This window comes from Salmonella sp. SAL04202 (assembly GCF_046550775.1).
Taxonomy (GTDB): Bacteria; Pseudomonadota; Gammaproteobacteria; order Enterobacterales; family Enterobacteriaceae; genus Salmonella; species Salmonella enterica.
Genome location: NZ_JBGDXK010000001.1, coordinates 573509 through 585825, shown reverse-complemented (window position 1 = coordinate 585825; position 12317 = coordinate 573509). Strand labels below are relative to the sequence as shown.

Below are 12317 nucleotides of genomic sequence, written 5' to 3'. Positions count from 1 at the left end.
TTAAGCAGACGCGTTTTCGCTTTCCAGCACAACGCGTTTTATCCGGTAAAAATAAACATATGCTGAGAAAAAAGACGTATTCATCTGTAAGCGGGAAAAAAGCAGCAATGACCAGCTAAACAGCAGCAGGAGCACTTCGTTAAACTCACCCATGAATACTGATGACAGGGTACAGAACGTTGCCAACGTAACGGAAATAATGGCCAGTAATAGCGCATAGCGGTAAATAATGACCCCGCTCATTCTTCCTTTAAGCAGGAGCTGATTTGACGGGGTAAGAAAAGCGATATAGCCCACGGCCAGGAAGAAGACCAGCTCCAGATGCTTTTTATTGTGCAGCTCAAACTGCGCAATAACCATGTTTATACTGACGATCCATGTCATGGTCATCATGATCGCCGTAAGCCCAATAACGCCTCCGTGAGGAATACCTTGTTCATACCAGTTTTTTTTGTAGTGGCTGGCCGGATACACAGGTAACTTAATTTCTGGCGGGATCAACTGCCCTTTTTTCACCAGCTCCGCCAGTGTTTTTCCTGTTAGCCACGTCATCAGGTTCATGGGCTTATCATTTCCTTGTCTGTGAGGTGAGATATTCTTGTAATGCAACTCGCACTAATCGACGCCCCAGGCAGAAACGAATCATCATCGTAAACGTTTCGCCATTCATCACCCAGCGGCAAAGCACAACCATAATAATCGCGATAACCAGATCACTTTTTAGTTCGCTATTTTGATTGCACAACACGTCAAATAATCCAGTACCGCAGAGCATAATATTTAATAAAAACAGTAAAACGCAGAGGCGCAAACCCAGGATAAAACCCTTGGCAATAAGCCATACCTCAGCCATAACACATAGCATCATACCTATAGCACTGCCAAAATAAATAATTATATTTAGTGGCCAATACAGAATAAACTTATCAAAAACAAAATGCGCACTGCACACACCTCCCACAAGAAGCATAAAACTAAACGCGCAAACAGGCGCAGGATTAGGTAATGAATGTTCCCATGACAATCCGGTAATGAAATGAGAAATCAGCGCTGGCGGGCATTTCTGATTAAAATCCTCGCCGCCATTTTTAATGGCGCGAGTGACGTCTTTAGCTTCACAAAACGCTAACCAAAATTGTTTGCCACATAATTTACTCATTATACCCATCATCACCAACCTGAATAAAAAACCTGCAACGCCTACGGCCTGAAAGATAATAGTATTTCCAGAATCATCAAAATGATATAACGACACAGCGTAACCACAGCATTAATAATGCCAAGGTAAAGCGTCAGCGCGCCAAATAAAGCGCAACGAGACAGGGATGAAAACTCGCTGTGGTATAATATGCGGGCATAACCATGAAGTGTCGATTTTTCTAGTGCTGTAATCAATGTCCATACCAATACCGTCAGCATACTGACTATCCAAACCAGAGTGCTACTGGCCACCAGGCTATTGACAACTATCGCAGCGATGATCCCGCTTACCGCCATAAAAATTAACGGCCTGAATAGACCTGAACTGATATTCAGGTAGAAAATAAATAAGGCATTAAGACTAAACATGATTCCAACAATCACGAAAATGGTCACGCCACCTGAGAAAAGGTAAGCTAATGACATGCCGGTAAGTGTAATGATGGCAATATATATCAACGTTACGACAACAGTACCAAAGCGGAAAACACAGGTAACGGCCCCATACCCCAGGCCAAGCAAAAGTGCTGATATCCACAAAACAACAACAGGTTGAACGTGAGTTATCAAAAAATGAGTATACAACGTTAACCATATAATGCCGGCGGTACACCATAGTCCCAACGCAGTATACCAATAGGTAAGGGATAACATTGTCGCGGGAATAAATGCTATTTGCCGTATACGTATTGCAGCCAGAGGTCCCACTTGTCATTTATCACTCTTCACATGATCACGGTGATAAGAATGGCAAGCGCAGGAAAACATTTCTAAGATATTTATGCTGTTTCGCCCTAAATATAGTCCTAAAAAAATCCTGGCGCAGGGCCAGGATTTTAAGAGATCGCTATAATTAGCGGCGATTGCCAAAAATACGCAGTAACATCAGGAACAGGTTGATAAAGTCCAGGTACAGCGTTAACGCGCCGAGAATCGAATATTTACGCAGATTTGCGCTATCGCGGGTATCTATTTGCTCGCCGATATTTTTCAGTTTCTGCGTGTCATAGGCGGTCAGACCGACAAACACCACCACCCCGATATAGGTTACCGCCCACATCAGCGCTTCACTCTTCAGCCAGAAATTGACCAGCGACGCCAGAACGATACCAATAAGCGCCATAAACAGCATATTGCCGAAACCGCTAAGATCGCGTTTAGTGGTGTACCCGTACAGGCTCATGGCGCCAAACATTCCCCCCGTCACCACAAACGTGCTGGCGATAGAGGAGTAGGTGTAAACGATAAAAATACTGGATAACGTCAATCCGGTTAGCGCCGAATAGAGCATAAACAGCGTCGTCGCCATTCCGGCGCTAAGTTTATGCACCAGTCCCGACAGAACAAACACCAGCGCAAGCTGGGCAATAATTAAGCCAAAGAAGGTGATCTTACTGGAAAAGACAAACATCATGACGGCTGGCGTATTAGCCGCATACCACGCGATAAACGCGGTCAGTAACAGTCCGACCGTCATCCAGCCATACACTTGCGCCATATAGGTCTGCAGGCCGGACCGCGCCTGCACTATTGAATCAGATCGTGGAAATCTGTCCATGATGAACTCCTGTGTGGAAATGATACCCTAAAGCGTATCACATTCTGCTACCAACGTTTCGCCGACTGCTGGTCGCTGTCGCGCGCTTCGACCCAGCGATCGCCTTCCGACGTGGCTTCACGCTTCCAGAACGGCGCACGGGTTTTCAGATAATCCATAATGAACTGACCGGCGTCGAACGCGCTACTGCGGTGCGCGCTGGTGACGCCGACAAACACAATCTCATCGCCCGGCCATAATTCGCCAACGCGATGAATCACCGTGACCCGACCCAGCGGCCAGCGGGAACGCGCCTTCGCGACGATCTCCGCCAGAGCTTTCTCAGTCATGCCGGGATAATGCTCCAGCGTCAGCGCCTTAACGCTATCGCCCAGGTTATGATTGCGCACTTTTCCGGTAAAGGTGACGACCGCGCCGTCTTCGTCGCGCGCCGCCAGCCAGGAATATTCCTCCCCGACGCTAAACGGCGCAGGGCCGACTACAATTCGCGTTTCGTGCATGTTAGCCCCCCGTGACTGGCGGGAAAAACGCCACTTCATCGCCCGCCGTCAGCGGATGGTCAAAACTGACCAGCGTCTGGTTGACCGCCGCCAACAGCTTACCGTCTTCCAGCGCCAGCGCCCAACGATCGCTCTTTGTCGCCAGATGCTGTCGCAGCGACTCAACGGTGGAAAAATCTGCTGGAAGATCCAGCGCGTCAGTTCCTGTAAGCTCGCGAACCTGGGCGAAGAAAAGCACCTTAATCATGCGCATCCACCTTAAAATCCCCCGATTTGCCGCCGCTTTTCGCCAGCAGGCGCACCGGACCAATTACCATATCTTTTTGTACCGCTTTGCACATGTCGTAGATGGTTAACGCCGCGACGGACGCCGCGGTTAACGCTTCCATTTCGACGCCGGTTTTACCGGTCAGACGGCACAGAGACTCAATACGCACGCGGTTATACTCCGGCTCGGCCTGAAGCTGAATCTCCACTTTACTTAGCAGTAGCGGGTGGCACAGCGGGATCAGCTCCCAGGTGCGTTTGGCGGCCTGAATACCGGCAATTCGGGCGGTGGCGAAAACATCGCCCTTGTGGTGTTTGCCATCAACAATCATCGCCAGCGTTTCACTACGCATGGTAACGAATGCTTCCGCCCGTGCTTCACGAACGGTTTCCGCTTTCGCGGAAACGTCCACCATGTGCGCTTCGCCTGCGGCGTTTATATGGGTTAATTGCGACATCGTTATTTCTTTAAATGAGGGTGAAAATTACATGGGCGTGTACGGGCATCCAGCTGCGGCGCAATGATATTCTCCCATGCGGTTCTGCACGCTTTTGTGGAGCCCGGCATGGCGAAAATCAAGGTGTTATTCGCCACGCCAGCTACCGCGCGCGACTGCAGAGTTGCGGTACCGATCTCTTCAAACGAGAGCATGCGAAACACTTCGCCAAATCCTTCCACTTCACGATCGAACAGCGGCAACAGCGCTTCCGGCGCCTGATCGCCTTCGGTCAAACCGGTCCCACCAGTTATCAATACGACCTGCACCTCATCACTGGCGATCCAGGCGGAAACCTGGGCGCGAATCGCGTAACGGTTCTCTTTAACGATGGCTTTCGCCACCACTTCATGCCCGGCCTCCTGCGCCGAATCACGCAGATAATGACCGGAGGTGTCGTCTTCTTCGCCGCGTCGGCTGGAAACAGTAAGAATAGCGATGCGGGTCGGGATAAATTCAGCGCTGACCTGACTCATCTGAAATCTCCTTATTAAGGATTAACCGCCAATGTAAGATAAATTTTGCGTAATACCAGTATTGCTCTGGTGAAGGAAATGGGTCTGCTTTTTCTCCCGCAACGCGTCGGAAATACGTTCCTCAAGCGCGTATTGCTGCGCATCATCCTGTAACAGGTCGCGTAAACTCACGCCGCCGTCGCCAAACAGACATAAATGCAGCTTACCGACGGACGAAACACGCAGGCGATTACAGGTGGCGCAGAAATCTTTTTCATACGGCATAATGAGGCCGATCTCACCGGCGTAATCGGGGTGACAAAAAACCTGCGCCGGGCCATCGCTACGCTGGCGGAGCTGGTGGATCCAGCCGCGCTTAATCAGCTCGTCGCGTAATACCTGACCCGAAATATGATGTTTGCGGAAGAGATCGCTCCCCTCGCCCGTCTCCATAAGTTCAATGAAGCGTAACTGAATGGGGCGAGGCTGAATCCAGGCAAGGAAGGTATCCAACTGATGGTGATTCACGTCGCGCATCAGCACGGTGTTGACTTTTACCTTTTCGAAACCGGCGTCAAAGGCGGCATCGATGCCCGCCATCACCTGGCGGAATTTGTCCTGACCGGTAATCGCATAGAACTGACGCGCATCCAGACTATCCACGCTAACATTGACGCCCGTCAGCCCCGCTTCGCGCCAGTTCGCGGCATCGCGCGCCAGTCGATAACCGTTAGTGGTCACCGCGATCTGGCGAATAGCATCATTTTCACCCACGGCGGCAATGATGTCGGTAAAATCGCGGCGTAATGAAGGCTCGCCGCCGGTAAGACGCACCTTCTCCGTGCCAAGACTGGCAAAAGCGCGCGTAACGCGACGAATTTCATCGACGGTAAGGAAACCGTTGTTAGTGACGCCGCCAGGTTTGTAGCCATCCGGCAGGCAGTAGGTGCAACGAAAGTTGCACACATCGGTAATCGACAAACGCAAGTAGTAAAACTTACGCGCGAAAGCATCGGTAAGTTGTGAAGCCATGTACACCTTTCCAAATACGGGAGGCGGAGTCATTTCTTCCTGCGCCCTGGTGGCAAACGTTAAACGTTGTCACGGCCAAAGCACCATATCAAAAATGACCCAGGTGCAGAGGCTAGAGTGTTTACTGTGGTTACGCCGATACTAGCGTGTAAATGACAATTTCGCCATCACGCTTTCGCTATATAAACATATACATAGCGATATGATCGTGCTATTTAGCGACAGAATACGTGAAAATCACACTTTTACATTGATATATATCATTTAGCCGTGGTAACGCCCTCGCTATAAAGGGGTAGTCGGGAATAATTAATTGTCTTTTAGCCGGTCGGCTAATTGCTGAAAACCCGCGACTTGCGCTACTGTAGCGCTGCTTATTTGACTTCAGGAATTTTTATGCGCAATCGTACGCTGGCTGACCTTGATCGTGTCGTTGCCCTCGGCGGAGGGCATGGATTAGGACGCGTCCTCTCCTCGCTTTCTTCATTAGGTTCGCGCCTGACCGGCATTGTGACTACCACAGATAACGGGGGGTCAACTGGCCGTATTCGCCGCTCGGAAGGCGGGATCGCCTGGGGCGATATGCGCAACTGTCTGAATCAGTTAATTACCGAACCCAGCGTCGCATCCGCTATGTTTGAGTACCGTTTTGGCGGTAATGGCGAACTTTCTGGTCATAACCTCGGAAATTTGATGTTAAAGGCGTTAGATCACCTGAGCGTGCGGCCTCTGGAAGCGATTAATTTAATTCGTAATCTGCTTAAAGTGGACGCGCAGCTGATCCCGATGTCGGAGCTACCGGTAGATCTGATGGCGATTGACGATCAGGGGCATGAGATTTATGGCGAGGTGAATATCGATCAGTTAGCGACGCCGCCGCAGGAGATCATGTTAACGCCAAACGTTCCGGCGACGCGGGAAGCGGTACAGGCCATTAATGACGCGGATCTGATTCTGATTGGCCCTGGCAGTTTTTATACCAGCCTGATGCCTTGCCTGCTGCTGGATGAACTGGCGCAGGCGCTGCGGCGCACCCCAGCGCCAATGGTGTATATCGGCAATCTGGGTCGCGAACTGAGTCTGCCCGCCGCCAGTTTAACGCTGGTCGATAAGCTGGCGATGATGGAGCAATATATTGGCAAAAAAGTCATTGACGCAGTAGTGGTTGGGCCGCGAGTTGACGTCAGTGCGGTGAACGATCGGCTGGTGATTCAGGAAGTGCTGGAGGCCAGCGATATCCCCTATCGCCACGATCGTCAGTTATTACACAATGCGCTGGAAAAAGCGCTACAGGCGTTGGGTTAAGCCCGTTTACCGACGACGCTGCGCTTATCAGAAGCCTGTTTACACCGAAGGGTAAACAGGCTCTCTCCCTCTTCTGATAAACTGCGTTCAGCTATCACCAGTAGGCGCTCATGAGCGAGCTCACCTCTTTTTTCAGCAATATATTCTCCATGATCTCAGTAAAGAGGGTCTGATTGATCTCTTCCATTATCCGCATTCCAGCCATGCGCTCTGCGTCAGGATCACCTGCTATTCCTAACGCTTCCAGTTCAGCATTGACCCGGCTCTGATACTCATCCGTTTCAATACACTCAGCCCTTTTGGCCATCATTTCACGCCACTCTTCTGGCGCTATACGCTCCAGCACTTTATGCCACGGCCCCCACAGCGCAAACCATTTGTGAAAATCCCTATTTTCAGCAATTTTTATCCTTATTTCCGCCTCGTCCAGGTCAGACTCAGTAATACCCGAAACGTTATAGAACCGCATATCCTGGGTCATTGTTGTCAGCGACAGCGACTCTCGTAACTGATTCTGAAAACCCAGGTATACTTCGACTTCGTCAATAAAAAACAGCCGTTTTACCTTTTCTCTGGCGAGCGATTCTATTTGCTCCAGCCGAAAAATTTCACGCCCCGCCATAATCAGTTCCGCTAAGTGGCTATCAAAGGCGCCTCTTTCAGCATCATGAACCAACGTCGCTTCCTGCATTTGGTGGTATGCCAGTGTGACCCGATCTTCACAGCTTATCGTTGCATCCATCGCTATAATAAATGCGGTTTCTCTTAGTGTGCTATCATCAGCCAGGCGCATTAGCCAGGCGGAGACTTGTTCCTTAAAATCCGGGTGTCTGGTATTCTGCGTATCACCAAGATAGTCCAGGAATCCGCTGAAAGCCGCCGCGTTTGCCTCTGCCTCAAACGCCCGCCATTGGTTGATGTCTTCCTCCTCGAGATTGGTTAGCCACCCCCGGACAGCTTGATGCAGTGGTCGAGTTACCCGAACAATTGAAAAGTCGCCCATGGCAAAAAATACCTCGGGTCCCTGATAACCCGCAGAGGACATTAGCCGCTGCATATTCTGTATCGTTCGTTCTGAAAAAGGATTATGTTCTACGATTATTCTTGTAGGTCGAGGTCCTTCACCACGAAAACGGGGTAACGACTCCGGGAGACGGACCAGGCGATTGCGAGAGGCCTGCATTATTTGTAATGCCGCCGGGAGGTTTTCCGGTAGATTACTCAATGCGTTACGGGAAACGTCCAGCGTTGTTATCGTGGGAGGTAGTGTTTCAGGCAGAACAGTAATCTGATTTTTACTTACATCCAGGACCTGTAATTCTGGTGGTAACGATGCGGGCAGGCTGGTTAAGGCATTTTCGCCGGCCTCCAGATTCTTCAGGCCCGGCGGCAATGTTTCAGGCAGAGCGGTTAACGAATTACTCTGCACATTCAAACGGATAATCCCTGACGGAAGATGTTCTGGCAATGTCCTTATGCGGTTATCATAAACGCTCAGGTACCGAAGTTCCTCAGGTAGATTTTCAGGTAAGAAACTAATTTTATTATGGAAAAGATCCAGCGATTGAAGCGCTGAAGGCAAACGTTCCGGCAATTCAGTAATACGGTTAATGCTCAGCTCCATTTCCTGTATGGTATCCGGTAACGAGGCAGGGATACTGGTTAGCTGATTACAGCTGGCATACAGGGTCTTTATATTTCCCTGTAAATTTTCCGGCAAACTTTTCAGTTCATTGTTATCGAGTATCAGAGTAGTTATCTGCTCAGGAATACAGGCGGGTATAGTGGTAAGTCCTAATATTTTCAGACGGAGTTCCGTCTTATTATTTTTCAGGCAGTCACGCATCCGTTGTACGGCTTCTTCACGATTTGCTGCCTCTTCCGCTGGCGCCGCTTTTACCCACTCAGACCAGATTAACTCATAATTCACAGTATCTTTGGAGCCGGAAGCGCTACTCGCCTGCTCGCTTTCTGTCACACGGGTATAGGTGACTGACTTTCCCCCTCCCTCAACGGTATAGCCCTCTGTATTAAAAACTATAGACAGAATTTCCTGACTATTTTCACTCAAAATACAGTATTGGTCTGCCCCTCCTCTACTATACTGAATATTATCCGCATACGCCGGGAAAGCTAACGTCCTTAAACATTCAAACTTGCTTTTGATCTCTTCTGGCGAGGCGGTTTCAGGTGGATGACAAAGATAAGCGATGCAGCTTTGTGCTTCAACCTGATGTTCTGAAGAGAAAAAGGCACTTATTTTATTCCATATCTCTTCTTTTAAAGGCACCTCTGTTGATGCCTCATTGCTAATACTTTGATGCCTTGCCGTAGGTTGTATATTAGTAATATTAAACATATTTTCCCTACCTGATCTGAACGTAACCTAAAGTAACAGATAAGGATATTCTCAACTTTAAATAAGAGGTCATAGTCGTCATTATTTCGGACAAATCATTCAGTATTTGCAGCGCTTGACTTATAAATGCTCACGCTTCCATCACCTCTTTTTTTACGTAGGATGATGTTATCTGTTGCCATGACACGATTTCAACGAACTCACATAAGATTAAAATGACGATCATAAGGATAGCTATACCGATAATACTGGGCGTTTTTTCATAGCCGAGGAGAGAGGGAAAATTAGCGTTGGGTTCAGCCTCAACGCTAATTTTCTTCAGTTGTAATTAAACTAGCTAACTCATTGATGTTTTGACTTTTTCGACAATCTCGTTAGTCAAGCCTGTCACTGTTTTTCATTCCTGACTGACTTAGCCCTTACTATTGCACTGAAATTCTCAAAAGCGAGCCATGGTAACGATGACTCGCTGGAGATCGACACATTGTCAGGACGCCGCGATAAACAACTCGCGTAACTGGTGCAACTGGTCGCGAATTTGCGCGGCTTCTTCAAACTCCAGATTTTGCGCGTGCTGCATCATTTGCCCTTCCAGTTCATGAATTTTCTGCTGCAACGCTTTCGGCGTCATATCCAGTTCGACAATTCCGGCTTTTGCCGTAGAACGGCCCTTGCCTTTCCCCTTCGCTTTGGTTTTCGCAATGTTCTGCCCCAGCGCCAGGATGTCGACCACTTTTTTGTTCAGCCCCTGCGGAGTGATACCGTGCTCTTCGTTGTACTTCTGCTGCTTCTCGCGACGTCGCTCGGTTTCGCCAATCGCCTTCGCCATCGACGGCGTGATTTTATCGCCATACAGAATCGCTTTACCGTTAACGTTACGCGCCGCGCGTCCTATGGTCTGAATCAGGGAGCGCTCGGAGCGCAGAAAGCCCTCTTTATCGGCGTCCAGAATCGCCACCAGCGAGACTTCCGGCATATCCAGCCCTTCGCGCAGCAGGTTAATCCCCACCAGAACGTCAAACTCGCCCAGACGCAAATCGCGGATGATTTCCATGCGCTCCACGGTATCAATATCTGAGTGCAGGTAACGCACGCGCTCGCCGTGTTCTTCCAGATATTCGGTCAAATCTTCCGCCATCCGTTTGGTGAGCGTAGTGACAAGGACACGCTCATTAATGGCCGCACGCTGACGAATTTCGGACAGCAGATCGTCCACCTGGGTCGCCACCGGACGCACTTCAATAATCGGGTCCAGCAGCCCGGTCGGTCGCACGACCTGATCCACCACCTCATCACCAGATTTTTCCAGCTCATAGTTGCCGGGCGTGGCGGAAACATAGATAGTTTGCGGCGCTAAGGCTTCAAACTCCTCAAACTTCAGCGGACGGTTATCCAGCGCCGAAGGCAGACGGAAGCCATACTCGACCAGCGTCTCTTTGCGCGCCCGGTCGCCGCGGTACATGCCGCCTATCTGCGGGATGGTGACATGAGACTCATCCACCACCAGCAGTCCGTCGGCGGGCAGATAATCGAACAAGGTTGGCGGCGGTTCACCCGGCCCGCGGCCCGACAGAAAGCGGGAATAGTTTTCAATGCCTGAGCAGTAGCCCAGCTCGTTCATCATCTCTAAATCGAACTGCGTGCGCTGGCTTAATCGCTGCTCTTCAAGCAGCTTATTATTTGCCAGCAAGACCTTACGCCTGTCCGCCAGCTCATCTTTTATCTCTTCCATCGCCTGCAGAATACGCTCGCGCGGCGTCACGTAGTGCGTTTTGGGATAGATAGTATAACGTGGCACCGTTGACTCTACCTGCCCGGTTAACGGGTCGAACAGCGACAGGCGTTCCACTTCTTCATCAAACAGCTCAACGCGTAGCGCGATGTCGTCAGATTCAGCCGGGAAGATGTCGATCACTTCGCCGCGCACGCGAAAGGTACCACGCTGAAAAGCTTGATCGTTACGGGTGTATTGCAATTCCGCCAGCCGACGCAAAATCGCGCGCTGGTCAATCAGCATTCCCACCGTCAGATGCAGCATCATTTTCAGGTAGAGATCCGGATCGCCCAGACCGTAAATCGCGGACACGGAAGCCACCACCACGACATCGCGTCGCTCAAGCAACGCTTTCGTTGCCGACAACCGCATTTGCTCAATATGTTCGTTTACCGAAGCGTCTTTTTCGATAAACGTATCCGAACTTGGCACATACGCTTCCGGCTGATAGTAGTCATAGTAGGAGACGAAATACTCCACCGCGTTTTCCGGGAAAAACTCTTTCATTTCGCCGTAGAGCTGCGCCGCCAGGGTTTTATTGGGCGCAAGCACCATCGTTGGCCGCTGCAAGTCCGCAATGACGTTGGCGATGGTGAATGTCTTCCCGGAGCCGGTCACGCCCAACAACGTCTGATGCGCCAGCCCGTCCTCCAGCCCCTCTTCCAGACGACGTATAGCGTCCGGCTGATCGCCAGAAGGTTTAAAAGCGGAATTCAGTTTGAACGGTTTACTCATGAGCGGCTACCTGAAGGAGTGAGCGGGCAGGGGTGTAATTTTACTCTCGACGGTGAATATTGCCAATAAAAAACACTGGATGAAAAAACAGTAACACTCTAGTGTATAATGGCTATCGGCAGATACCCCACGCTATTTAGAGGTAAAACATAGACAGTCGCGGGGTAAAATTCCAGCAGTGTGCTGGTTATCCCCAGACCAGAGTCTTTTTTAACATTTGTCAAGTCGGATGATGAAAGTTTTATGTCAACGTATCCCCCTTCCTTTACAACCATTGATTTTATATAACTTGCTGTCTGAAAAGGGATATTTTCTCAAGCCGTCTTTCGCGCCAATTTAGTCGCAGGCCGCGTCGCCTCTCGCTTACGTTGTGTTTTCTAACTCTAATACACAAGGTTATCCACAGGAATAGTGGATAACTGCTTCCAGCCCGTATCCCCTGCCGCCTGGCAAAATCAGCCCTTGACGTTTTCGCCGGGCGATAAAAAAAAATTATCGCTATTTTTGGCAGATTATTGGCTAACGAGAAGGGAAAAATTGAGGCGTAGACGCTCACATTTTGCACATTTTTAGCATGGAGACGTCAGGAGGGTCTGGCGAAAGAACAGCAGGATCGTCAGATCCTGCAAGAAGGC

12 protein-coding genes, 1 pseudogene and 1 riboswitch are annotated in these 12317 nt (G+C 49.8%); of the genes and pseudogenes, 1 reads left to right on the top strand and 12 read right to left on the bottom strand.

Annotated features, from left to right (window positions below; all coding sequences use genetic code 11):
* The 9 genes from ACLJQJ_RS02990 to moaA form a co-directional block, all read right to left on the bottom strand.
* Positions 1-561 carry a hypothetical protein gene (locus ACLJQJ_RS02990; protein WP_001052197.1) on the bottom strand — a complete coding sequence of 187 codons (561 nt, stop codon included), beginning with the start codon at positions 559-561 and terminating at the stop codon, positions 1-3.
* A gap of 7 nt (positions 562-568) precedes the next feature.
* On the bottom strand, positions 569-1177 hold the full coding sequence (locus ACLJQJ_RS02985; protein WP_077950907.1) for a hypothetical protein: 609 nt from the start codon (positions 1175-1177) through the stop codon (positions 569-571).
* Positions 1178-1200: 23 nt separating this feature from the next.
* Positions 1201-1908, bottom strand: coding sequence for a Bax inhibitor-1 family protein (locus tag ACLJQJ_RS02980; protein ID WP_063809538.1), 708 nt, complete (start codon positions 1906-1908; stop codon positions 1201-1203).
* Positions 1909-2053: 145 nt separating this feature from the next.
* Positions 2054-2758 (bottom strand): Bax inhibitor-1 family protein, encoded by a 705-nt coding sequence (locus tag ACLJQJ_RS02975; protein ID WP_000373611.1) that lies wholly within the window; start codon positions 2756-2758, stop codon positions 2054-2056.
* Positions 2759-2805: 47 nt separating this feature from the next.
* Entirely contained in the window at positions 2806-3258 is a 453-nt protein-coding gene (moaE, locus tag ACLJQJ_RS02970; RefSeq protein ID WP_063809537.1) for a molybdopterin synthase catalytic subunit MoaE, read from the bottom strand.
* A gap of 1 nt (position 3259) precedes the next feature.
* The gene (moaD, locus tag ACLJQJ_RS02965) at positions 3260-3505 is read right to left on the bottom strand and encodes a molybdopterin synthase sulfur carrier subunit (protein ID WP_000598596.1); all 246 of its coding nucleotides are present in this window, start codon (positions 3503-3505) and stop codon (positions 3260-3262) included.
* Positions 3498-3983: a cyclic pyranopterin monophosphate synthase MoaC gene (gene moaC, locus ACLJQJ_RS02960; protein WP_000080897.1), complete on the bottom strand. Its 486-nt coding sequence runs from the start codon at positions 3981-3983 to the stop codon at positions 3498-3500. Before moaC ends, moaD begins: the two co-directional genes overlap by 8 nt.
* A gap of 2 nt (positions 3984-3985) precedes the next feature.
* Positions 3986-4498, bottom strand: a complete 513-nt coding sequence (moaB, locus tag ACLJQJ_RS02955; protein WP_000084604.1) for a molybdenum cofactor biosynthesis protein B — start codon at positions 4496-4498, stop codon at positions 3986-3988.
* 21 nt (positions 4499-4519) lie between these two features.
* Entirely contained in the window at positions 4520-5509 is a 990-nt protein-coding gene (moaA, locus tag ACLJQJ_RS02950) for a GTP 3',8-cyclase MoaA (RefSeq protein WP_063809536.1), read from the bottom strand.
* A riboswitch (molybdenum cofactor riboswitch) is annotated at positions 5497-5641 on the bottom strand. Its footprint overlaps the gene before it by 13 nt.
* A gap of 264 nt (positions 5642-5905) precedes the next feature.
* Here moaA and yvcK point away from each other — a divergent pair.
* Entirely contained in the window at positions 5906-6814 is a 909-nt protein-coding gene (gene yvcK, locus ACLJQJ_RS02945; protein WP_001246033.1) for a uridine diphosphate-N-acetylglucosamine-binding protein YvcK, read from the top strand.
* A gap of 94 nt (positions 6815-6908) precedes the next feature.
* Here the strand turns inward: yvcK and slrP are convergent, their stop codons facing one another.
* The 3 genes and pseudogenes from slrP to uvrB form a co-directional block, all read right to left on the bottom strand.
* On the bottom strand, positions 6909-9173 hold the full coding sequence (slrP, locus tag ACLJQJ_RS02940; RefSeq protein WP_063809535.1) for an SPI-1 type III secretion system effector E3 ubiquitin transferase SlrP: 2265 nt from the start codon (positions 9171-9173) through the stop codon (positions 6909-6911).
* A 7-nt stretch (positions 9174-9180) separates the two neighbouring features.
* Positions 9181-9355, bottom strand: a pseudogene (locus tag ACLJQJ_RS02935) (hypothetical protein).
* Between the two features lie 305 nt (positions 9356-9660).
* Complete coding sequence (uvrB, locus tag ACLJQJ_RS02930) at positions 9661-11682, bottom strand: excinuclease ABC subunit UvrB (RefSeq protein ID WP_000042502.1); 2022 nt, start codon at positions 11680-11682, stop codon at positions 9661-9663.
* Between the last annotated feature and the right edge of the window lie 635 nt (positions 11683-12317).